At 37.9% G+C, this 20,442-nt stretch carries 25 protein-coding genes; 4 read left to right on the top strand and 21 right to left on the bottom strand.

Going from position 1 to position 20,442, the window contains the following annotated elements; all coding sequences use genetic code 11:
* Positions 1–3 precede the first annotated feature (3 nt).
* Both AF333_RS12140 and AF333_RS12135 read right to left on the bottom strand, forming a co-directional pair.
* A complete protein-coding gene (locus AF333_RS12140) occupies positions 4–393 on the bottom strand; it encodes an SHOCT-like domain-containing protein (protein ID WP_043068847.1) in 390 nt (129 codons plus the stop codon).
* Entirely contained in the window at positions 393–764 is a 372-nt protein-coding gene (locus AF333_RS12135) for a DUF2089 domain-containing protein (protein ID WP_043068846.1), read from the bottom strand. Before AF333_RS12135 ends, AF333_RS12140 begins: the two co-directional genes overlap by 1 nt.
* Before the next feature lie 665 nt (positions 765–1,429).
* Between AF333_RS12135 and AF333_RS12130 the strand changes: the two genes are divergently transcribed.
* Complete coding sequence (locus AF333_RS12130) at positions 1,430–1,672, top strand: AbrB/MazE/SpoVT family DNA-binding domain-containing protein (RefSeq protein ID WP_043068845.1); 243 nt, start codon at positions 1,430–1,432, stop codon at positions 1,670–1,672.
* Between the two features lie 228 nt (positions 1,673–1,900).
* On the opposite strand, the gene AF333_RS12125 is transcribed toward AF333_RS12130, so the two are convergent.
* The 14 genes from AF333_RS12125 to AF333_RS12050 all read right to left on the bottom strand — a co-directional run bounded on the left by AF333_RS12125 (position 1,901) and on the right by AF333_RS12050 (position 13,825).
* Positions 1,901–2,467: a proprotein convertase P-domain-containing protein gene (locus AF333_RS12125; RefSeq protein ID WP_043064569.1), complete on the bottom strand. Its 567-nt coding sequence runs from the start codon at positions 2,465–2,467 to the stop codon at positions 1,901–1,903.
* Between the two features lie 220 nt (positions 2,468–2,687).
* Positions 2,688–4,243 (bottom strand): IS3 family transposase gene (locus tag AF333_RS31755; protein WP_152968231.1). Its coding sequence is split into 2 segments (ribosomal slippage): positions 2,688–3,604 and positions 3,604–4,243, totalling 1,557 coding nucleotides; the frame shifts between segments, so codons are not numbered across the junction.
* 91 nt (positions 4,244–4,334) lie between these two features.
* Entirely contained in the window at positions 4,335–5,357 is a 1,023-nt protein-coding gene (locus tag AF333_RS33615; protein ID WP_052812214.1) for a glucosaminidase domain-containing protein, read from the bottom strand.
* Positions 5,358–5,360: 3 nt separating this feature from the next.
* Positions 5,361–5,846, bottom strand: a complete 486-nt coding sequence (locus AF333_RS12105; protein WP_043067447.1) for a phage holin family protein — start codon at positions 5,844–5,846, stop codon at positions 5,361–5,363.
* A 571-nt stretch (positions 5,847–6,417) separates the two neighbouring features.
* Positions 6,418–7,086, bottom strand: coding sequence for a hypothetical protein (locus tag AF333_RS12100; protein WP_139189266.1), 669 nt, complete (start codon positions 7,084–7,086; stop codon positions 6,418–6,420).
* Positions 7,034–7,570 (bottom strand): hypothetical protein, encoded by a 537-nt coding sequence (locus tag AF333_RS12095; protein WP_043067244.1) that lies wholly within the window; start codon positions 7,568–7,570, stop codon positions 7,034–7,036. The genes AF333_RS12100 and AF333_RS12095 overlap by 53 nt, the downstream gene beginning before the upstream one ends.
* Before the next feature lie 95 nt (positions 7,571–7,665).
* Positions 7,666–7,995, bottom strand: a complete 330-nt coding sequence (locus AF333_RS12090) for a hypothetical protein (RefSeq protein WP_043067245.1) — start codon at positions 7,993–7,995, stop codon at positions 7,666–7,668.
* A 94-nt stretch (positions 7,996–8,089) separates the two neighbouring features.
* Positions 8,090–8,326, bottom strand: coding sequence for a hypothetical protein (locus AF333_RS12085; protein WP_043067246.1), 237 nt, complete (start codon positions 8,324–8,326; stop codon positions 8,090–8,092).
* Positions 8,327–8,450: 124 nt separating this feature from the next.
* On the bottom strand, positions 8,451–8,783 hold the full coding sequence (locus AF333_RS12080) for a DUF7668 domain-containing protein (RefSeq protein WP_043067247.1): 333 nt from the start codon (positions 8,781–8,783) through the stop codon (positions 8,451–8,453).
* A 699-nt stretch (positions 8,784–9,482) separates the two neighbouring features.
* Positions 9,483–10,073: a hypothetical protein gene (locus AF333_RS12070; RefSeq protein WP_043067249.1), complete on the bottom strand. Its 591-nt coding sequence runs from the start codon at positions 10,071–10,073 to the stop codon at positions 9,483–9,485.
* A gap of 20 nt (positions 10,074–10,093) precedes the next feature.
* Positions 10,094–11,125 carry an IS1595-like element ISAnmi1 family transposase gene (locus tag AF333_RS12065; RefSeq protein ID WP_043067250.1) on the bottom strand — a complete coding sequence of 344 codons (1,032 nt, stop codon included), beginning with the start codon at positions 11,123–11,125 and terminating at the stop codon, positions 10,094–10,096.
* A gap of 366 nt (positions 11,126–11,491) precedes the next feature.
* The gene (locus tag AF333_RS12060) at positions 11,492–12,346 is read right to left on the bottom strand and encodes an alpha/beta hydrolase (protein WP_043067251.1); all 855 of its coding nucleotides are present in this window, start codon (positions 12,344–12,346) and stop codon (positions 11,492–11,494) included.
* A gap of 282 nt (positions 12,347–12,628) precedes the next feature.
* Positions 12,629–13,495, bottom strand: a complete 867-nt coding sequence (locus AF333_RS12055) for a hypothetical protein (RefSeq protein ID WP_043067252.1) — start codon at positions 13,493–13,495, stop codon at positions 12,629–12,631.
* Positions 13,496–13,636: 141 nt separating this feature from the next.
* Positions 13,637–13,825: a hypothetical protein gene (locus tag AF333_RS12050; RefSeq protein WP_043067253.1), complete on the bottom strand. Its 189-nt coding sequence runs from the start codon at positions 13,823–13,825 to the stop codon at positions 13,637–13,639.
* Positions 13,826–14,265: 440 nt separating this feature from the next.
* On the opposite strand from AF333_RS12050, the gene AF333_RS12045 reads away from it, so the two are divergent.
* Positions 14,266–14,763, top strand: coding sequence for a hypothetical protein (locus AF333_RS12045; RefSeq protein WP_043067254.1), 498 nt, complete (start codon positions 14,266–14,268; stop codon positions 14,761–14,763).
* 116 nt (positions 14,764–14,879) lie between these two features.
* On the opposite strand, the gene AF333_RS12040 is transcribed toward AF333_RS12045, so the two are convergent.
* The 4 genes from AF333_RS12040 to AF333_RS12025 all read right to left on the bottom strand — a co-directional run bounded on the left by AF333_RS12040 (position 14,880) and on the right by AF333_RS12025 (position 18,017).
* Entirely contained in the window at positions 14,880–15,446 is a 567-nt protein-coding gene (locus tag AF333_RS12040; protein WP_043067255.1) for a spore coat protein, read from the bottom strand.
* 150 nt (positions 15,447–15,596) lie between these two features.
* Complete coding sequence (locus tag AF333_RS12035) at positions 15,597–16,031, bottom strand: hypothetical protein (protein ID WP_052812220.1); 435 nt, start codon at positions 16,029–16,031, stop codon at positions 15,597–15,599.
* 327 nt (positions 16,032–16,358) lie between these two features.
* The gene (locus AF333_RS12030; RefSeq protein ID WP_052520465.1) at positions 16,359–17,000 is read right to left on the bottom strand and encodes a hypothetical protein; all 642 of its coding nucleotides are present in this window, start codon (positions 16,998–17,000) and stop codon (positions 16,359–16,361) included.
* Positions 17,001–17,750: 750 nt separating this feature from the next.
* Positions 17,751–18,017: a hypothetical protein gene (locus AF333_RS12025; RefSeq protein WP_043067256.1), complete on the bottom strand. Its 267-nt coding sequence runs from the start codon at positions 18,015–18,017 to the stop codon at positions 17,751–17,753.
* Between the two features lie 873 nt (positions 18,018–18,890).
* Here AF333_RS12025 and AF333_RS12020 point away from each other — a divergent pair.
* Both AF333_RS12020 and AF333_RS12015 read left to right on the top strand, forming a co-directional pair.
* Complete coding sequence (locus AF333_RS12020) at positions 18,891–19,391, top strand: GNAT family N-acetyltransferase (protein ID WP_043067257.1); 501 nt, start codon at positions 18,891–18,893, stop codon at positions 19,389–19,391.
* Positions 19,392–19,537: 146 nt separating this feature from the next.
* Positions 19,538–19,816, top strand: a complete 279-nt coding sequence (locus tag AF333_RS12015; protein ID WP_043067258.1) for a hypothetical protein — start codon at positions 19,538–19,540, stop codon at positions 19,814–19,816.
* A gap of 114 nt (positions 19,817–19,930) precedes the next feature.
* Here AF333_RS12015 and AF333_RS12010 read toward each other — a convergent pair whose 3' ends face one another.
* Positions 19,931–20,377: a DUF6884 domain-containing protein gene (locus tag AF333_RS12010; protein ID WP_200894945.1), complete on the bottom strand. Its 447-nt coding sequence runs from the start codon at positions 20,375–20,377 to the stop codon at positions 19,931–19,933.
* Positions 20,378–20,442 lie beyond the last annotated feature (65 nt).

Here is a 20,442-nt window from a genome sequence, read left to right as displayed (position 1 = left end):
AATCTACTCAATCACCACGAAAACTTTATCACCATCGGCCGAGGTGATGTCAACAATCTGTCCGTCCAATTCGTTTTCAATTGCTTCGATGAGCAGGTCAACGTTAATATCTTTTACATATTTTTCTGCCTCAGGTATTTTTTTGGCAATATTTGTACCTGCTTTTAAAACAGCCTTTACCAGATTAATCGGTAAATTCACATTTACATTATCACCTTCTTCGGAGATCACACGAACCTTTAACATTTTATTCCCATATGGGACTTCTTTTTTTATTGTCACTAGCTCTGGCTGATCTTTACCTTGTAAAATATTAATTAATTCACTTGCTTTTTCCTTATCAATCTTTCCTTCCTCCACCAGCGTTAAGACTCTCGAAATTTCGTCCTTCATTATACTTCCCCCTCTTTTAATAACTGAATGGCTTTCTCGGCCGTAATTTCGCCTTTTTCCAATAACGATACAATTTTTTTCTTATCCACTTCCGGTTTCTTTTGAGAGGAATATCCCAGAGTAGAGATAATTTCATCTAATTTTCCTCTGACAGTCGGATAGGAAATTCCGAGCTCCTTCTCGACCTCTTTGATATTTCCACGGCATTTAAGAAAAATCTCAATAAAATGCAGCTGTTCCTGACCGAGAGCCGCCAGTCTTGAAACTTCAAATTCATTTTCTACCGTTGTCTGGCAATGGTTACACTGTAGCTTAGTAATTTTAAGCGCCTTCCTGCAAACAGGACAATTAGTGAGTAAAGGATACGCCATACTGTTCTCCTTTCTTTCATTTAATCATATCATACACCATACCTTTTAATTTTTAAATAGAAACTTAAAATCATTTATAAAAAATTATATTTTTATTCAATAAGTTAACTTAAACATTGAATAAATTAATTCATTGTTCATTTAAGTTAAAGTGAAAAACAGACTCATTGGAGAATCTGTCTAATTGTCGAGAAAGGGATAAGCGCCTATTTGACACTTAAAGAAAAGTTCTTCGATAAGCTGGTTCTTCAATTTGGCCCGGTGACATGGTTCCTGCTCTAGTCCGTCACATAATTACTAATAAAAGTAAAATTTATGAATGATGAGATATATAACAAAAATGTCTATTCGTTTTTAAAGTTAAAAAACCGTTTTTTTACAGTTTTTTGTTACATCAATAACTACGTTCACAGCTTTTGGTACGACTTCAAGAAATGATAGTTATACAAAAAAGCCGGCTACACCTTTTGTTGGCGGTACCCCGTATGTAAACATCCTTAGTGTATATTTTCATTAAAATGTTGGTGATAACCCGAGATGGCCCCAAAATTAGCAGATGCTACTTCTCCCCCGTATACGTAAATAATTTAGTCATTGAATCGGAAAAAGTATCTATTTATAATTTTACAATACAGGAAAAATGATACAGAACGGGAGAGGATATCATGCATGAAATGGGAATTGTTCGTAAAATCGATAATCTAAGTAGAATTGTATTCCCTATCGAGGTAAGAAATAAACTAGGAATACAAATTGGAGATAGTCTAGAAATCTTTGTGGATGACGAAAAAATTGTTTTTAAAAAGTATGCACCTGGATGTTTGTTCTGTGACTCTATCTCGGAAATTGTCCAATATAAAGGGAAGAAAATTTGTGCTTCTTGTTTGGAAGAACTGAGACATACTTGAAACACTTATGGCTAAGGCTACGAGTGTTTTTGATTAAATCATAAAAGCCCCGCCATCCATATGGACAACAGAGTTTATTGTTTTATTCTTTCTCCGTTTTCCCGGTAATGATAGGGGGAATGTCAATAACGAAGCCCTTCTACCAAGTTAGGTAGAAGGGTAGACTGTTCCTTATGAAGTAGAAGATTTAGTTGGCCCTAGAAGATGAGCTGTTATTTTGATTCGATATTAACAGCCAAAGCGAGTAAAGCAAGTTTCAGTGGTAATCGTCAAACTCCAACCACCAGCGATACTACCTTGGTCCCCTTCCACGTTATCGACAACAAAAAGACTCCATATACCATTCGGGTTTGTAGAGTTGAAAACACTTAACATTTCTTGTGGTGCGGGTGGTGGAAAGGGATCGGTTGGTTTGAATGCACCTGACATGATTTGTCCTTCATTTGGCAATGTACTTGGCGCATTGTCATCAAATGTAATTGTCACGTTGGTGATACCATTATCACCTCCCGCATCCGACATGAGGATGACACGCTGTCCATTCGGTCCAACGAGTAGGATATCAACATCTTCTGGAAAGGAGTGGCTGAAATTGCTAAGTGTTACTGTTACCTTACTAATTGTACCCGTTAAGCCTGAGACAATAATGTTAGATGGGTAAGGTGTAGCCGGACCGAATAGAGGTATGATAATCGGGGTAGGATTTGTAAATGTGGCCGTGTTCGTTACACATGTTGGACGCGGCGAGATAGGTGGGCATATTATTACAGGAGTACCGGGTCTACATAAGAACATAATTGTTCACCTCTCTTTTTTAATACTTAATTTTTTTATTATTACTATCTTATTCTCGTATTTTATAGATGGTGCAGCCTGTCCTACTAGAATAAGTCCAATTTGAAGTACAACGTCCGATAAGATAATTTACGTAAACCGTTTAACTAAACATAAATAGCCCCACTATCCATACTGAACTGCACCCTGTCAAGTAGACAATGGAAATAATAAAAATGATTTAAGCGGCTTTAGCTCTATATTCCATAGAGCTAAGGCCGTTTAATCGTTTTTGGTATCTATCATAATTATAAAAATGGATGTACTCATCTATCGCCAGAGAAAGTTCCTCAAACGTCTTATATTGATGTAAATAATACTTTTCACATTTCAGTGTTCCCCAAAAAGATTCCATTGGCCCATTATCAATACACCGACCAACTCGTGACATACTTTGTGTCATCTTTACTGCGTCTATCTTACGCTTACATCCTTTTGAAGTGTACTGAAACCCACGATCACTATGGATAAGTGGATGTTCCCCATCTAATAGTACTGTAGCTTGGTCAAGCGTCTTGAATACAAGTTGATTATTATTGGAATGTCCTAAAACATAACTTACAATTGATCCATCATAAAGATCACGAATCGCACTTAAATAAGCCTTCTTTGATTGGCCATACTTACATTCTGTTACATCTGTAACCCATTTTTCATTTGGTTTTTCCGCGGTAAATTCCCGATTTAATATGTTTTCTGCCACATGTTGAGGTGTAGTGCGTTTAGAGTGTTTTTTCTTGATTCGAATGACAGAGCGTAAGCCAGCCACTTTCATTAGTCGATAGATTCTTTTATGATTAAGTTTCTCTTCAAAATTTCTATTCATATGAAGTGTCATTTGACGATAGCCGAAGGTGCTATCAACCTTTTCGTGGAGAATTTTCATCTCTTTAATGATTTCTTCATTTAGTATCTCTCGGGAAGAAGGCGTGCGATTAAGCCACTTATAGTATGCAGAACGTGCCATTCCCGCGATTTTACAAAGTAAACGAATGCTTAAACTCTCTTTCTCGTGAAGCTCCTGAATAGCGATGTACTTATCCTCAAATCGGATTTGGCTTATTTTCTCCTCCTTTCGATCTCCTCTAACTTTTTTAGGAATACATTCTCCGCACGTAACCGTTCATTTTCTCTTTCTAACTTTTTCATTTCAAGTTTGATTTTCTCTTCTAGCGTTAGTTTAGCTTCTTCTTTCTTATTGCCACGTTTATCTTTCAGCGCTTCATCTCCGCCGTTTTCATACTTCTTAACCCATTGATAGACTTGTTGATAAGAAACATTATAAGTATTAGCTGCATCTTGATAATCTTTTTCGTTCCCCAAGCAGTCAAGTACAATTTGTATTCGTTCTTCCCAAGTCGTTTTTCTTCCCTTAGTCATAGAGCTCGTCCTTCCTTGTGACGTGTCCTTTAAATCTCTATGACTATTATACTTCTTTATCCAACCTCTGAGGACAGAAGCATCCGATATGTCATACAATCTAGCAACCTCACGCATGGAATACTTCCCAGACAGACAATCCCTAATGGCAGCTAGCTTCAATTCCTTAGAATACTTTTTCCAAGTAGAAGACTCTTTTAGACCTTCCAAACCATACTTATCATACTTGCGTTTCCAGTCCAAAATCGTTGAATGGTGCACGTTATATTTTGATTCAAGTTCATATGGTGAATAATGCTCATCTAATGCCTTTAATATCTCGTATTTCTCTTCTGCAGGGTAAGATCTTTTGGACATAATAAATACTCCCCCATAAGTAGCCAGATTTTTATTTTTTAATCTGTCTACCTATAGGGGAGCATATCATACGGACAGCGGGGCATTGTTATTATTTCTTTCCCTTTGTAAAGATAACTTCCCTTGTTGCTTGCTTCCACTCTAAGTTATATCCAAGTACTTCCGCAATTTCCCTTGATTGAGCATAGCCTGTCTCACCAATGATGATAGTGGTTTCTAGCTTCCTTTTGCCCAGTGTAGCCTTTCCGTTGCAAAACCCTACTGCTACCCCTGCCGCGTTTCCCATGGCCCGTACAGGCAAATAGGAAAGGTTGTCCCGGATAATGCCGGGTGCATCCAGTTTTGCCCCGTTCACGACGATACGGCAAGTAGGTTCCTTGCTGTCTGTCACCGTTCCGACCGATGTGCCCGGTCTGGAAACCGTAACGGTTTTCCCAAGCAGCGTTTTTGTAGCCGGTCCGCATATACCATCGATGGCAAGCGGAGGGTTGTTGGCCTTTTGGAATGCTCGAAGAGCTTCTTCTGTCTTCCGACCAAAAATACCGTCTGCAGCTCCTACAGAAAAACCAAGTTTATTCAACTTCTCTTGCAAAGATTTTACGGCATCACCACGGCTATTTAGACGGAGGGTAGTGGAGGAAGTTGACGTATTGCTCGATGATGAGGCTTGGTCAAAACGATATAACTTGTACTTTTCAATCAAATTAATCAGCTTTTTCGTATATTCCGGATCCGTCGCATATCCATCCTGTTGCACTTTCTGGCAGGCCCGCTTATAGTCCTTTTCCCCGATCAGGTTCTTATACCGGGAAAGGCGTAAAAAAAGAGCAGAGTGATCGGCTATCGACTCTGCCCAGGTATTGTATTTGCGGAAGGCCGCATTAATCTTGATTTTCTGGCCTCGTTCCCATTCATACGTTGGCATGGTGATGCTTCCTGCCGGTCCCTTTCCTTTGATACCGAATAGGTTCTTTCCCTTTGTGGCGAGTCCTGATTTTCCCCATGTAGATTCAAGGCATGCCTGGGCCACAGTTAACGAGGCAAGAATACCAGTTCGTTTCATGTCCGCCTGGGCAGCTTGTCCAATCGCTTCGATAAATTCGTTTTGTGTCATGGGTTACGCTCCTTTATCTTCATCATTTAACATGTCTGTTTTCCGTTTAATGCGTTCCCTAGCTCTGGCCAACTTGTGTTCTACCTCATCCGAGACAGTGCTCATCGCCCATTCTGGCACCCATTTCTCCCAACCTGCACGGATAGCGTTTGCCGTCATACTTTTCCAGATATGAAGGGCGAAAGCGGCGGTCAAAAAGCCAAAGGCAATACCCGGCATACCAAGGATACCGTCGATGAGATGACCAACAGCGGGCATGAGAAGTAAAAAGGCTGTTGGGAAGGCTCCGTTAATACCGTACTCACTGGCATAAGAACCGTCGATTTTCGAGGCGCGATACCCGGCAATCCAATCCAGCCCAATTAAGCCAAGATAAAGCACCATGATGGCGAAACGAGTCGGTCCTTCACCATATAAGAAGTGAAAGACTGGAATAAAAGTGCCCCCCGCTGTACCAAACAACGGAAAAGCGATTGCGTTATTTTTCATATGCATTTGTCCTTTCTCTCTGTAAGAAAAATAAGAGGAGCCGCCTTGCGACTCAAAAGAAAAAAGCCCTCAGGATTCCTCCTAAGGGCCATCGTTGATGGCTATCTGGTAGCTGTTACGATATTAGATTCTCCTTCATATTCCCCACCAGTAATTACAAGCTTAAACTGATACGTTTGTCCACTTGTTAATTTTCCAATACGTATCATATTTCTAGGAACACCATTATCAGTAAACACCCAAATCTTGAAAATTTCTGGAGCTTGCCATGTTGCTCCTCCATCTATAGATAATTGAGGTTTTACCTCTGTAGCTCCCTCGGGTATCGTGAAGGAGAAATCTATAGCATTACCGTACTCCGGACTACCAAAAGAACCATGTAGAGCAAAATCATTGATTTTCTTTGGGCTATTCCCGACTTATACCCATCTCTATATTGTGGGTTTTCGTTCGAGCCTACACCGTGCGAGCTACTTTCATGGCACACGGCGTTCCATCAACGAGAAGAAAATTTTTTGTTTCTTTTTACAACGGGCATCTTCATTACGCGGCCGGATTTTCAACTCTCCCATTAGTTAATCACCCCTGCAATTTTTGTAATGGCAGCTGACGAGTTTAAGGCATCAGTGCGCGTCTCTGTCAATTTGATTGTTACGTTTTGCCCGGCTGTTTCTACACTGCCTATGAACTGGTCCTCGTCGAGGGCGTGCGACAATTCCGCTGACGTCTTCTCCATCGGAACAAAGAATTCTGGCTGTCCAGTTGCAACAATCGATAAGTCGCCTTTGACCTGCAAGTCCCCTTTCTTCCGCTGAATCCATGCAACCAAACCTTTCATTTCTCCTTTTGGTGGTAGAATCATATAACGGGATTGTGAAACCTTTACCGGTACTATCCGGGGCGTTTGGTCAATCGCCATTCGTTTTACAGTCACACCACCCTTATTATCGATCGCTTTTAGTTCAATGATGTTTTCTCCGTCTCGCAAATCACCTGCCGAAATAGAAAAAGACCATGTTTCCCCTTGCATAGCGACAGGTTGAAATGGTCCTTGATTCAGCTTGTATTCCATTGTTACGGTGTCGCCTTCGTCTAGATCATTTACCGTTCCGCTAATAGTAATCGTATCGGTTGGAACAATGCTGGTTAGCGGTTCTAACGGGTTGATACTGATAAGCGGGTTTCGGTTAGTACCACCATAAATTGACGTGTGATGTGGGCTGATTCTGCGCCGCTTCATGGGTGTATTCAGTAATCCCACCAAAAAATGAATCTTTAATGCCTCCTCCAAAAACAAGACTACCGGCAGTTGCTGCTATAACAGCTAACTTCGATGCAATACCATCAAGTACAGGACTAACATCATCTCGTGCTTGAAGATGAACACGGGCATCGCTTAACCCTTTTACTTCTGATTCGACGCGACTGACTGTAGAGCGAAAATCCTCCGCGCCGCTCCTTGCATGGGTAAACAGGTCATCCACCTGTTCACTTGCTAGCCCCCGAACGTCATCTCTAGCCGCATCAACTTCTCTACCGAAATCTTGTGCGGCGTCTCTTGCCCGTCTACTTCCAGAAACAAAGTTGTCGTGCATAGCTTCAGATACACGACGAAAAGCATTCAGGTTATTTGTTGTTCCTCTTAACATGGAACTTATTCTTTTAAGACTTCCTGAAATTAGGTCTCTTCCTTCGAAAGTAACTGTTACAGGAGTTGTTGCCAACTATAACCCTCCCATTAAAAAAAGACACTATAAGAAGTGTCTTTAAAAGGCTAAAATTATTAATTTGTAATAAGTTGTTACTCAATGGCATTTACCTATTTAAGAGCACGCATATTTACGACTATCCCACCTAATAAACCTATTACTCCAAGAACTACTGAAGTACCTATGCCACCAATAATCATTCCAATTCCATAGCCTATTATTCCCCAAATGATACTAAATCCAATGCACATAAATAAAACGGCGGGTTTAAATCGAAGTGCTGTAGTGCAACCTAAAAACACCAAACCAAGAACCCACCACGATTCACTGACTCCCCCTAAGAATATAGATAAAAGAGTAATTTCGCCAAACAGTATATTACTACTTTCTTCGTTAAATTTGGCATTTGTTATTCCTTTTCTAACGTCCTCCTGGCTCAATTATGCCCCTCCCTTTTTTACTCTATATTACATCACCTCCCTTAAAGAATGAATATTTTCCCAAAAGAAAAAGAGCAACGCTATTCACTGCTCTCTATTGATTCGTTATGGCTCTTTTAATTAATTTTACATCCGTCGCTAAATCGTCTACTTGCTTTTGTACATCTGTAACTGGAGAGTGTATCTCGCTGTTTGCTGCTGTTTGTTCGCGTATAACATCTAATTTGTGGTTTAGTCCATTAAAACGTTCGTCAACGCTATCGAATCTTTGATTCATTTCTTTTTTCATATCCTGCATTTCGATAAGAATTTGCTTAAGTGTTTCCTCCATTGGTTATCCTCCCGGCGTATATATGAATGTATTATATCATGATTGTTATTCTTCATTCTCCGAATGTTCCTCTTCGCAGCGCCTGTACATTCAGCAGAAAATTTTTTAGTTGGCATATCAAGCTTCAAGCATCAATGTCATCAATATAAAAATGAGTAATTTCTGTTTTCTCAGCATTAGTTTTTGCTTCACAAAACAATCGCAGTTGACTCTCTTCATCATCAAACCATAAATATGTTTCAGTTCCAAACCCACTATTATCATTATACTCATATAAATCTATTTCCATATTATCTGGTGGCAGTGTAATTTTTCCTTCGTATTCCACAGCTGTTTTCACAAGTTGTTCAGTGTCTTCATTTAGTACATTATTTTCTTTTAACTTTGTATAATTACAATCAACTAAGTCTATAATAACTTCTTTGGTCAATTGAATTACCTGTTCTTTTATATTCATGTAATCTCCCTTTCTTTTTCATTATTACATAATACATCACCATCCTTTATTTGTAATTTAAAATTTATCATAATAAAAAGCACTTTCTGACTTAAAAAAGTGCTATACACGAAATACATTATGCTTCCACTAATACTTAATAAATAAAAGTATATAGCAGGTGAAAACTACAATTGTAGAGATAATATAGCTATATGGAGACTTTATAACTTTATAACCGTATTTGTTTAGAAGACGAAAAATATAGTCTTCTGATTTGTAGCCGAACAAAATTATGACGATGATAAAAAATAAGAACGAGAACCATGTCCATTCGGAACTTTTAGTAATAAACTTGACCAAAATCATAATAAGAGGTAGGAAAATACAGGTGTGAAGTAAACGTCCCAGTGTATTTTCTCTAATTGCATCCTTCTCTCTCCTACTTTGCCACCAGTTGCCAATCGAAAACATATCATCCCCCCCCCTTTTTTTATTAGATATTTTTTCTATATTTTACACTATAAAGTTATTTTGTTGATGCTTTTTCCAAAATAAAAAGCACTCCATTATCAAAGTGCTTATATACTCCAACCATACATAAATTCACTTAAAAAGACGCTTTAGTGTAAGGTCGTCTTTTAAATTTAGGCTCTGTTATATAATTATGTTGATTTTTAATCAAAATATAGCTTGGCTAATGCCAAGCTATTTCTGATTTTATTGAAATTTGTTTTTCCATAAAGGATTATCGTTTGCTACAAATGAGTTAAATAACGAATCAAATTTTTCACCTTCGAAAGAAGTAATAACAATTTGAGGTTCAGAAAACATCGATTCATACAACATTTCCACTGGTTTCGGCACCACACTAATGTTTAACAATGAAATTAATTTCTTCTCTGCGGCATCGATTCCAGGGAAATCCTCTAAAACTTCATCTTCTAAGAATGGTTGAGACTTTAGCATCTCTAATAGTTTACCATTACCAGAAAACTTCAACAGATCTCTCCAATAAGGGCAAGCAATCATAATTCCAATGAATTCTTCGAAATTTCTCCCTACTTTCCCAAACTCTCCTTCAGAGCTTATAAAAACAACTGGCAAATCCACATCCTCACCAGACCCGTATAAGGCATACACACCTCCTGAACCATCCTGTGCTACAACTGTCACTTTATCATTAGCTTTGAAATAGAAATCTTCTGTGTGCGAATTCGGTTCTACAATATCAAAATCATAGTAATTTGACAGGATGTTTTTAATTTCGGCGTTACTGTTAATTTTTTGATATAGACTGATATTTATCAAAATAAAAGACCTCCAAACATTTAAGCAATCATAAATTTAGATTTTCTGAGGCTATCATATGTCTTGTCCACTGGAAAAAGGCAGGCAAAAATAAGCATATCCTTCAGATTGCTTTTTGTCGCTTCAAATTCGATGGTTTCTAAGAGATGGAACCATGCTAAATAATGATCAAGATATTTTGACGCAACACCTTTAAAACGGTCCAGCCATTGTTTTAACCGCCCATGATAATTATTTACATTTTGAATATGGAATAGCCCTTTAATCACATATCCCATCTTTTTTGTATCGATACGGTAATGCACAAGCCCTTTTTCGATAGCGTAAGTTTTATAACCTCTCCATCCATCCGTACAAAGGATTGCATCGTTAGAAATAAATCTGCCAATAGTCTTTTCTACTTGGGTTTTTTCGATACGACCTAAGCAAGCAACCTTGGAAACTGTATTTTTATTGCGGTCTCGACCAACAATTACACAAACCTGTTCCTTGCTGATCCCTCTGAATTGTGATACACCTCCACGTTTGCGTGGTTTTCGATCATTAATATTCTTTTTGCCTTTTTCAGAGAATAAAAAGTAGGTTTCATCAACTTCTAGAATACCTTCAAACTGTTCAATTTGCATTTGTTCTAATGCAGCAAGAACCTTATGTCGCCAGTAGAATAATGTCACATGATGTACCCCCAGCTCTTTAGAGGACTCTCGGAGTGACATACCTTTTAACATACAATCGATAAATTGAATCCACTTCTCTGGATAATGAGTGCCTTGAAGTGGTGAGTTAGTTAGGTCACTAAAGGTTTTTCCGCAATTTTTGCATTTGTACCGCTGACGACCATTATATTTGTCAAAACGAGCAACAGAATTGCTTTTGCAATGAGCACAATTAAAACCCTTAGAGTAACGCTTATCACGGAGTTCATCAATAACACGAGTAGTTGCATTTGAAGGGAAAATTTTACGTTGAATTTCATAATAAATACGTTCTTGGTGTGGTTTATCCATTGAAGAAATATATTGAAGTAAATTACGGAAACCTTTGGCACTCATGGAAAAAACTCCCGCACATTCGTTCGCGTTTTGTTAATTGCATTATAACATCAAATATACGGGAGGACAAATATCAACATGGTTGTTTAACAGAGCCTAATTATTAAACTCTTCTAGCACTCCGCTATGGTAAATGCATAATCAACCACCTTTACGCTATATGGGATCACGTCACGAAACAAAAAAATCGTACGTTAAGCAAGATAATGAAAAAACCGGATTCCATTTCAAAAGGAATTCCGGCCTTCTCCATGTCAGCATCTTATTACACTAACAATTCTCTTTAGTGAAATAAAGAAGGAGCAAGTTTACCTCACTCTCCATATGTTTAGATTCTGCATATGATATCTCGCAGGCTGCAAATAATTATTTATTATCGAGTCCTAATTGTTTGATAATCCACTGTGTACGATCTTGATAGGCGGCATCACAATTCGTAAAAAGATGGTCGGTATGATACCAAGAAATTTCCTTTGGCGAGCTTGCAATAGAATAGAATGTATCCGCTTGATGTTTCGGCACAAATTCGTCGTCATGAACAAATTGAAATAACAGTGATGCAGGTGCAGCTTTATTTATGTAATGAAGCGCATCTAATGGTTCCAATTCAGAAATAAATTTATTAAACCGCTCTCTTGATAGCTTGGCACGAATCAAGTCTGCTAATGGGTGATCACTCGTTTTATGCCACTCAGATACACTAGAGAGTCCAGCCATTAAAACGTATGATTTAATACGCTCTTCAACTCCAGCGAGAACTCCCCCCCAAGTAGCACCCAAACTATGTCCGACATACGCAAGACGATTTACATCAATATTTTCGAAACTAAAAAGAAGGTCAACTCCCCTTTGGATGTCAACAACGATTTGAGTATATTGTTGGATATCACTTATTGCCTCTAACATAAGATTTAATCTCTGTTCCTCAGACAAATTTTTTGGAGGATGACTTCGCATGGCAGGTGCAGTGATTAAAAGAGAAACTACACCTTTTAAAGCCAAAGCTTCAGCTTCAGACAAAAATGTTGTTCGATTGCCTTGACCAGGATGCATAAAAACAACTGCTGGGAAAGGTCCGCCTGCATCAGGAACGACTAAATAAGCAGGAACTTTCCCACCATACGGACTTAAATAAGACACATCTCTAACAGTATAACCATCTTTTTCAATACGTGAAGATTCCTCGAAATTTAAAGATAAAGAACGCTCATACTCAAGCACTAATAACACTCTCCTTTTTATATCCAATTATACGAATAATCAAAGTAAAGAGTTTCAAATTCATTAACTAATCAAAAAGAACGCCCCTTGGAACAGCCCCTTCGCTTATCTTTCCCTGCGTTCAGCATAACATGCCCCTCTTTTTTATGCCCTACTAAAGGTAGTATCCAAACACCATTGACAAGTACTGCACTAAATTGTACGCTTTTTGGCTACTAAAGTACGGAAAATGGCTAACAAAAAGCCGTTCTAGTTAGAACGACTTCATTTGTCTCATGTATGCTATTCTTTCAGGAAATCCTGTGTAGTAACCTGAAGCATCGTAAGCTCATCTTCACTATTAAAGCCCACTAAAATTGGCTTTTCTTTAGAGGATGTATGTGTAAATACAATAGTTCCTCTCATAAAGTCCTTATGGTCTTTATAATTCGGATCATTTTCTGAAATTTCATTTACTCTCTTTATTTTGTATTCTTTTGCTTCATCTCCATAAAATTGCTTTAGAAGTTCATATGCCTTCTCTTCTTTTGTTTCACCCTTAAGATTAATCAAAGGCATACTATCAAAGTCAAAGGTTATAATCTTTCCTGTTTCATCAAAATGTATCATTAATCCTTTACTACTTATCTCACTTTGTTCTAACCCCTTATCCTCACTAAAACTTAGGATATAAGTTTTCTTCCCACCATTATCTATTTGAGTGAAGGATGAGTCACGTTTAAGATCCTTGGCTTCCGGTAACAAACTATAGATTTTATTCAAAATCCCTTGTATCATAGGCCCCTCTAGCTCTACATCGGGGATCTTATTTATTTGTGTATAATTCGTTATCCGTTCTTGGTCAAAGTCCAAAATAAACGACTCTGTTTCACTTATTATGAATAATTTAAGCCTACTTGTCCCTTCATTTTTTATTATAGTACCCGATATTTCATATGTTTTTGCTTGCGGAAATTTATCATAGAATGATTCTAATGCCGATTTCATTCCTTTCTGGGCCATAATTTCATCAACAGTCAGTTCTTGATTTTCCCCTTGTTCAATCATTCCCTCTTCTTGCTGGATTGGATCGCTTTCCTGTTCAGCCGCGAAGACTGGCGTTGTAGCCAATAAACTGATCGCTAAAAATGCAGCCGCTACTTTTTTCATAGCTATATTCCATCCCCTAATCTATGTATATTTAGCCTTACTATTATATTTAGACGGTCTCTTTATGGTAAATGTTTCAATATAAACCAAATATTTTTTCAATCGAAAAAGACCGCTCTCCCGGAACGGCCCCTTCGTCTTTTATAAATGCCTTTTGACAAATCCCAATATTGTTTGCCCCAAAGCAGTAGGAATATACCCTTTTCCATCACATTTAGGACAAGACATCATTTCATTTCCTTCATGTACCTCGCTATCTGACGGGATTTCTCCTTTACCATTACACTCCCAGCAAGCATGCTCTAAATCATCCATTGCAATGATACTCACTCGATGTCACCCTTTCTAAACAATTGGTGAGTTTATTGTACCATGAATATAAAAAGCCATCCCTCTTCAGAATGGTCTCCTTCGCTTATCTCTCCCTGGGTCCAGCATAACACGCCCTGATTCTCGTCCACAAAAATAGTAATGTATATAATACAAAAAATCCGTCGTTATGCTTACCTTTTAACTTTCTAAATAAAGAGCACATAAGTACTAGATTTACTGTTTTCAAAAATTTAATATTGAATATACAAATATTTACTGTATAATAAAAATGCGGTCGAAATACCAAATAAAGTATAATAATAGAAAAATCAAGTAAAAGGGTATTTAGAGAGATTCCCTCCGTTTATTAGATTACTAGCAACAACGCTTATTTCCTGCTAGTATCAATTACAATGTTTGGTAACGACCTACATTAACTATGAAAAGGAGTTGTATTTATGAAAAAACTGGTTTCAACTTCACTCGGTATTGTACTAGCACTAAGCATTTCTACAGGTGCATTTGCCCAAGATGCGCCCCAAGTTTCTGAAGAAATCCCTGCCGCAGCCCTGAATTCACTTATTTATTATGACACCGAACCAAACAATAATATCACGGAAGCTAATCCTTACAGCGTAGGGAATCAAATTACTGGGTCATTGGGAGAATTAATCAACAATGATTATTACGATGTACGTGACGTCTACAAATTTACGGCTCATAAAACCGAAAAAGTTCGCTTCCAATTATCAGCTCCGAAATACGGAAATTCTTATGTCAGAATGAATTTAGAGGGCATTGACAATGATGCCCATGAAAAAACTACTGAGACCAGAAACTATTTCGATGTTGATCTTGTAGCAGGAAAAGAGTACGAATTAATGTTATTCCCTGTAAACTATAGTACCAGCCTACCTGCCTTTAAATACAACGTATACTCTTATGTGATAGAGTAAGCAGCAACGTTACTACATATACAAAAGTAAGATAAAGGCCGCTCCTTTTGGAACGGCCCCTTCACTTATCTTCTAATACATTAATCCCTTACTTTATTATTTATCTAATATTATATTTACATTGTCAGTACCGGTTGTTGTACCGTTTGATAAAAGTTGCCCATCGTTTGAAGAGTTGCTTGTGGTGCTGGCTCTAACGGATAGTATCCTTTTTTGACCATCCATTGCCATACATCATAAGCGTGACGAGAACTCATACGAAAAGCATCTTCTAAAAACGTACGAACTTCCGGATTAGCTGCTTCCATAGCTGCCCACGCATACTCACGACCTGCACGTTTCAATGTCAGTAAATAGGCAGTAGCGATTTCCCGATCATTAAAGTCTTGTACTTGTGTTCTTGGCATGACTGGAGGATAGGACGTTGCAGGTGATTGCGTATACGATTGCAGAGATTGATTAAGCATAGGAACTTGAAGCTTTGTTGTTGCTCCGGCAACGTTCCCTAAATACTCTGCCTTCATATTGTAATCTTGAATATGAAGCGGAAAGTGTCTTTCGATTATTCCTTTAAGTTCTGCGTCTTGTACATGTTGTAAGAAATAAGCCATGTTTGTAATGGAGTTTACGCAACTCATGGCAAGTTCATGTAAATCATGCGCTTCATGCGCTGCTAATTGCATAAAAAACACCCCTTTATTAAAAGATTACGCGACTACTTACATAGCATGTTGTAAAGATTTTTTTTGATACTGCTAAAAAACGGAAATTAAAAAGGCTGTTTCGAAGAAAGAGTGCAGCATTATGACTACACTCTTGGACTTCTTAATTTACTACTGTAATGTTTGATTCTGAGCTTGGGTTTGATTTTGAGATTGAGCTTGGGTTCCACCCATCAATTGATGTTGGTATTGATCAACTAACACATTCATTTCATTAAGCGCTTGTGTAGTTTCAATGTATTGAGCAGATTGATTTAATGCTTGAACAGCTTGCTGAATAGCCTGTTGTAACTGCTGAACTCCACCTTTTTGTTGCTGCTGTTGGATTTGGCTTTTAAACTGCTGCATTTGTTGTAGAAGTTGGCTTGCATTTTGAGTTGAAGCTTGTTGAGTACCCGCTTGTTGAGCTTGTGCTTGCTGGGCTTGTGCTTGACTTAATGCCTGCTGCATTTGATTTAATTGATTTTTTAACGGAGCTAATTCTGAAGCTATTTCTGTTTTGTTAGCATTCGAAACTACAATAACTTCTTTTTCTTTTTTATCCATCTGTAAATCACCCTTTTTTATTTTTATCAAACATCACATATTGTGTTTAGGATTTCTTGCTTATATACGGACTATAAAATAAAAAATGAATTTATATAACGTATAATTTGAACAATCCAGGGTAACAAAAGAACAGACATTGAAAAAAATAAAGAAGCTTTATAAATTACAATCAGCAACAAGAAAGACCGCTCCCTCAGAACGGCCTCTTTGTTTGCGTTTATTCTTTTCTCTTGCGCTCATCATATCACACCTCCCTTTCACACTTCAAAAAATGGCTATTGTGTCAGAACTGTCATTTCCATCCGTACTGTCAAAAATGTAAACCTACGCGCCTATAAGCTCATCGCTGTACAATTCCCAAGCCATCTTCTTAATCAGCTTTCGGCGAATCTCATTCAAGTATTGCCGTGAAATCCCAACGTGCCGGGCAATGAAGTTCATGCGTTCACCGTCCAGGATGCATTCAATGACTGCACGCTCTTTTTCACAGGTGATTTTGTCTGCTGCCTCTTGGATACGTCGTACCTTTTCCTCTAGGTGTTTCATGCGTTGCAGCTTCTTTTCATATCTTTCCTCGGAAACAGACAGATAAGCCACCTTCTTTCCTTTGCCTTTTGGCAGTGTGGCCTCAATACCGTACTGAGCTACCAGCGCCGATCCTTCAGGTGCAGTAATCGTAACCTTGTCCAAATCTCTTTTTAATCGCTCTATTTCTTTAATCATCCAGTGATACCCGGTCAAGTCTTCCCATGTTTTCTCTATATATTCCATCGCTGGCTCTAAATCAATCCATGCGATCTGCTCCTGGTGTTCTTCCTCTTGTGCTATCGCTTGATGTCCTTCCCATTCAGGACAACTCTGCACTTTACCTATATGCATGTCATGAATACGGCACATGGCTGACTTTCCCCACTGTGAACCTGGACACTTTGCACATACTTCTTCCAAAAACACATGATTATTCATGACGATTCCCCCTGCTCATGGTAAAATAATCTTGACCAGTAAATTCAACCAAAGCAGAGACTCCCTCCCCGGACCACGAATCCAGAGAGGGTGTTTTTGCAACTTTTTTTATTTATAGACCGTATAAAAAAGTACATTGCCCTTTTTACTTTGCCCCTATGGCCTAACCGACAAGCTGTAGGGGCAGTTTAGTTGGTCCTCTATCCAACTTGGCAAAGAGGCGCAACGCTTATTTTACTCCTTTGTTATTCCCTTCTCTGGATAAGGCAGAGAAGGGCTTTTTCACTTGTAACCTTTTCTATTTATGGATCGTAATGTATAGTGCGCAGTTAATTCCCTTGTCATGTCCTTATAGTCCGCCAGCTATAAGGACTTTTTTATGTTTAATTTTTTTGAATGTGGGCAATATATTGTATAGAGAATAGCATTATGTTTGGCTCCTCCTTAAGACGCCCCTTCTTTGGAAGGGGTTATGTTTATTTATCAGGTAAAGAGGCAATAATTAAAATAGTTACTCTCTATACCCTTTCTCCCTTACCCTTCTGCATTGCAGAAGGGTTTTTTATTATTGTTTAAATCCTTTTCAATCAAACTTTAATTTCTTCCCAAAGAATCGCGCATTTTTATTATCTTTTATGGTTATATTAATAACGCCCCTGAGAAAGGGACTATCGTGGGGTGTTTCCTCCGCCAGCTTATGCTGGCCCTTTTACTGTTTGTTATCAACCTCTTCCCTTATCCCTTTCTCCCTCAGCTTCTACTGCCTTGCCGGCTCCTGCCTCGTTTCTTCGACCGACTTCTTAATAAGATGCTAGTATCGTCAATCAATACACAATCGGACTTGTATATGTGTTTTTTATGATTTTCCCCATTAATCGATTTAGTTTCATCTTTAGTAATCCAATATTTATCAAACTTTGGACATTGTTCAACTTCAAATTCTTCACCGATTTTATCTGAATACCACCACGACAATTTTTCACCATTTATGCTACTTCCAGTGATCCGAACTTTCATCCATATTCCCCTTTCAATTCATACCATCTCACTAACTTCTGTCCTATCTGTTCAACAAAGTCTTTATAATACTCGATATATCTATTCATTATCTGAACACCTTCCTTATGCCCTTATATGTTCTATATTCCTTCACCAGTAGGCTTGTGTTATATTTTTTATAAGCCCTAGAGTCCCCCAAAACTCGGGTTTATTTATAGTGTTCTTTATTTGTCAGTCTTTTGACTGGCTCTTTTTTATGTCTTCCTATCCATTTCCTTATTTACCCATATTCCATAATGTGGTATATTGGAAAGGTAAAACTTTTTCTCGAAATAACCTTCTTTTCACTGCCGACTCTATGTCGGCCTTTTTTATGGCCTGTTTGTCCACTTTTCTCTCACGTTCTCCATCTAGCAAAATATACTAGAAGTATCTCCTCCTTGTGATGCCACTTCCATTTGTTCATTGCCGGACTTGCTCCGGCCCTTTTTTGTTCATTCTTTCTCCTTCTTTCACTTCTTTTATTTCGAAGGAGTATATTGATGATGTATCGTCTTTGCGATGATACACTCACCTGCTACTTACCGGCCTAACCTGTGCCGGTCTTTTTTATGTCTCCCCATAAAATTCCTTATTCACCCATTTACCTAAATATGGTATATTGAAAGTGTACTTTTCTCCCAATAACCAACCCCTCGCTGCCGACCTTGTGTCGGCCTTTTAGTTTTTAAAAACTCTTGCTTTACTATGGATTTCATTCCTGTCAAAATGAGCACTCATGCCTAATCAATTAAACAAAGAGAGCCAGGAAGCTCAATTCATAAGGTACTTCATTCGATAAATACATATAGTTAATCATTTGCCACTAAAGATGAGAGGAGTTCTAAATTCATGTCTGTGGAACTTGTTAAAATTCAACTAAAAGAGAAAAACATTCTAGATAATTTAATCCATCTGTATCTTCATGATTTATCAACATATACAAACCAACTCTCTATCAATGATCAAGGTGTATTTATCTATGAAAATCTAGAGTGTTTTTTTGTAGAATCAAACTTAACTCCCTTTTTTATTATGTTAGAAAACCAAATCATTGGATTTATCCTCTTTGTTAAGACAATAAAAAATAATAAACTCGAATACTGCATTAATGATCTATTCTTGTTAAATAGATATAGAGGTCGGGGCTTAGGGAAAGAGGCTGTTAAACAATTGCTTTCATCCTTTCCTGGAAGCTACTATGTTCTACAACTAGAACAGAACCAACCCGCTATTCAATTTTGGAAAGCTTTTTATCGAAAATATAATCTGCTATATACGGAAAAAGTCATAGTAGAGGACGGAGAAACATGTATTGCACAAACATTTTATGCTTCTTCTAATCTACTTTAGCCAATCCCGTTCAAATGAATTTAACTCAAATCAACTTTCAATTGCTGATCTATGTCGGCCTTTTTATTGCAAATTCATTTAACTAGTCATTAATGAATTGAACTGTTAGTATTTACCTCAAAGGAACATAAGGAGTTGGCTTATTTATGAAATCCTTTCTGCATGCATTGATTTTCTCCATCGCACTCAACATTCTGTTTTTTCTTTTTGATGTAGGTAGGGGGTTTTTGAACACATATTTTTATCAACCGCAAATGATAGATGCCTATAGAGAAAGTAGCCATCTAAAGAATGAAGTCGCCCTTGGATATACTGCCAGCCTAGATACATCCATTCTTATTTTGTTCTTTCAATTAGTAGATGGGATGTTGATTTATTATTTAGCGAAAAAAGCTTTCTTGATGATTAAAAAACCAACAGCTTAAATCCTTACTTTTCACAATGTGCACCTGTGTCATAAGGCCACCCACCGAGTCTCCCCGGTGGGCACCGATTTCCTACTTCACAGCACGTAAATTCATCATTGTTACCCTTTCTGTCTACTCAATTAGGGTATTATGGTCAATAGCACTCTTAAGTTTTTTCATCATAAACCCCATCCCTGCGCAACTGGACAATGGTTCAGTAATCTTTTTTCCTTGAAACACTTCCTTGGCTATTTTTACATAATTTCTCCCGCCTACAACTACTATTTCATTAAATTCACTTAATTGTTTTCTCTTTGCCTGAATAGATAATTCTTCAATAGTAATAGGACTTGTACTCTTTTTATTAAACGTAACATTATAAGGTCCCTCGATAATATCATCTGGAAAGAGAAAGCCATATTTGGCTGATAAGATTACCCAAGAATCAGCATAAAACCTTTGAGCATATTCTCTGCATTTTTTAGCAAACGAGCCTATGTATACATTTTTAGCTTGTGTTGGACCAGCATTTATATCCTTCTCCCAAATTTTCTTATTGCCACAAGGGACAATACACAATGTTCTCAGGTCATTTCACTCCTCAAACATTCACCTGTAGAAGGTTGATACTTAATTTTGTGCTC

This window comes from Aneurinibacillus migulanus (assembly GCF_001274715.1).
Taxonomy (GTDB): Bacteria; Bacillota; Bacilli; order Aneurinibacillales; family Aneurinibacillaceae; genus Aneurinibacillus; species Aneurinibacillus migulanus.
This window is presented reverse-complemented; position numbering and strand designations above follow the sequence as displayed.

What these genes read in the sequence shown, in the direction of transcription:
- AF333_RS12040 (WP_043067255.1), bottom strand. Translation starts at nt 15,446, where the DNA reads ATGCAATTAGCAGCGCATGAAGCGCATGATTTACATGAACTTGCCATG.
- AF333_RS12025 (WP_043067256.1), bottom strand. Translation starts at nt 18,017, where the DNA reads ATGAAAGTTCGGATCACTGGAAGTAGCATAAATGGTGAAAAATTGTCG.
- AF333_RS12045 (WP_043067254.1), top strand. Translation starts at nt 14,266, where the DNA reads ATGAAAAAACTGGTTTCAACTTCACTCGGTATTGTACTAGCACTAAGC.
- AF333_RS12125 (WP_043064569.1), bottom strand. Translation starts at nt 2,467, where the DNA reads ATGTTCTTATGTAGACCCGGTACTCCTGTAATAATATGCCCACCTATC.
- AF333_RS12065 (WP_043067250.1), bottom strand. Translation starts at nt 11,125, where the DNA reads ATGAGTGCCAAAGGTTTCCGTAATTTACTTCAATATATTTCTTCAATG.
- AF333_RS12140 (WP_043068847.1), bottom strand. Translation starts at nt 393, where the DNA reads ATGAAGGACGAAATTTCGAGAGTCTTAACGCTGGTGGAGGAAGGAAAG.
- AF333_RS12055 (WP_043067252.1), bottom strand. Translation starts at nt 13,495, where the DNA reads ATGAAAAAAGTAGCGGCTGCATTTTTAGCGATCAGTTTATTGGCTACA.
- AF333_RS12020 (WP_043067257.1), top strand. Translation starts at nt 18,891, where the DNA reads ATGTCTGTGGAACTTGTTAAAATTCAACTAAAAGAGAAAAACATTCTA.
- AF333_RS12035 (WP_052812220.1), bottom strand. Translation starts at nt 16,031, where the DNA reads ATGGATAAAAAAGAAAAAGAAGTTATTGTAGTTTCGAATGCTAACAAA.
- AF333_RS12135 (WP_043068846.1), bottom strand. Translation starts at nt 764, where the DNA reads ATGGCGTATCCTTTACTCACTAATTGTCCTGTTTGCAGGAAGGCGCTT.
- AF333_RS12100 (WP_139189266.1), bottom strand. Translation starts at nt 7,086, where the DNA reads ATGAAGCGGCGCAGAATCAGCCCACATCACACGTCAATTTATGGTGGT.
- AF333_RS12015 (WP_043067258.1), top strand. Translation starts at nt 19,538, where the DNA reads ATGAAATCCTTTCTGCATGCATTGATTTTCTCCATCGCACTCAACATT.
- AF333_RS12080 (WP_043067247.1), bottom strand. Translation starts at nt 8,783, where the DNA reads ATGAATATAAAAGAACAGGTAATTCAATTGACCAAAGAAGTTATTATA.
- AF333_RS12105 (WP_043067447.1), bottom strand. Translation starts at nt 5,846, where the DNA reads ATGAAAAATAACGCAATCGCTTTTCCGTTGTTTGGTACAGCGGGGGGC.
- AF333_RS12085 (WP_043067246.1), bottom strand. Translation starts at nt 8,326, where the DNA reads ATGGAGGAAACACTTAAGCAAATTCTTATCGAAATGCAGGATATGAAA.
- AF333_RS12130 (WP_043068845.1), top strand. Translation starts at nt 1,430, where the DNA reads ATGCATGAAATGGGAATTGTTCGTAAAATCGATAATCTAAGTAGAATT.
- AF333_RS33615 (WP_052812214.1), bottom strand. Translation starts at nt 5,357, where the DNA reads ATGACACAAAACGAATTTATCGAAGCGATTGGACAAGCTGCCCAGGCG.
- AF333_RS12030 (WP_052520465.1), bottom strand. Translation starts at nt 17,000, where the DNA reads ATGAATAATCATGTGTTTTTGGAAGAAGTATGTGCAAAGTGTCCAGGT.